Source organism: Halorubrum sp. SP3 (assembly GCF_005435195.1).
Taxonomy (GTDB): Archaea; Halobacteriota; Halobacteria; order Halobacteriales; family Haloferacaceae; genus Halorubrum; species Halorubrum sodomense.
Genome location: NZ_SGTU01000326.1, coordinates 1 through 497, shown reverse-complemented (window position 1 = coordinate 497; position 497 = coordinate 1). Strand labels below are relative to the sequence as shown.

Here is a 497-nt window from a genome sequence, read left to right as displayed (position 1 = left end):
ACTCTGCCCCAGAAGCTGTTTTCTATCTGGTTTCCGACGGTCAAGCCGTTGAAGACCTAGCAAGTGAGATATCGGGTGATTTAGACGACCAACCTGGCGTCCAAGCTACACTCAATCTATCCCGTCTGGCAGAATCAGGGGTCTTTGATGAGTTGTTGAACCAAGCGAAAGTGGGATCGAGATGGGGAAAGGACCTCTCTGCCGTCTACCGAGAATTTCTACAGGAACGTATCGATCAAGTCGATGAAGCAGCTCTCGTCGACGAATTTGAGGCTCAGTTTAGCCGGTACGATGCTGATCCATACGGGTCGGGTGTCATCGGTGATGCGATGTCAATTGGCATCGACTTGGCCGAACAAATTCAGAAAGCCCTAGACAAGTGGGAAAACCAGGAACTCACGAAAGACGATCTCGCTGCGGCAGTTGGTATTGCCGCTCGCTCGGGTAATCTGGCAGGCCAACAGACGGTTGGTGGAATCATCTTCCAGAGCGCTGAA

General features: G+C 51.7%; 1 pseudogene. It reads left to right on the top strand.

The features are described from left to right. Positions 1-497 (top strand): annotated as a pseudogene (locus EXE42_RS18960) (hypothetical protein); the annotation flags it as partial.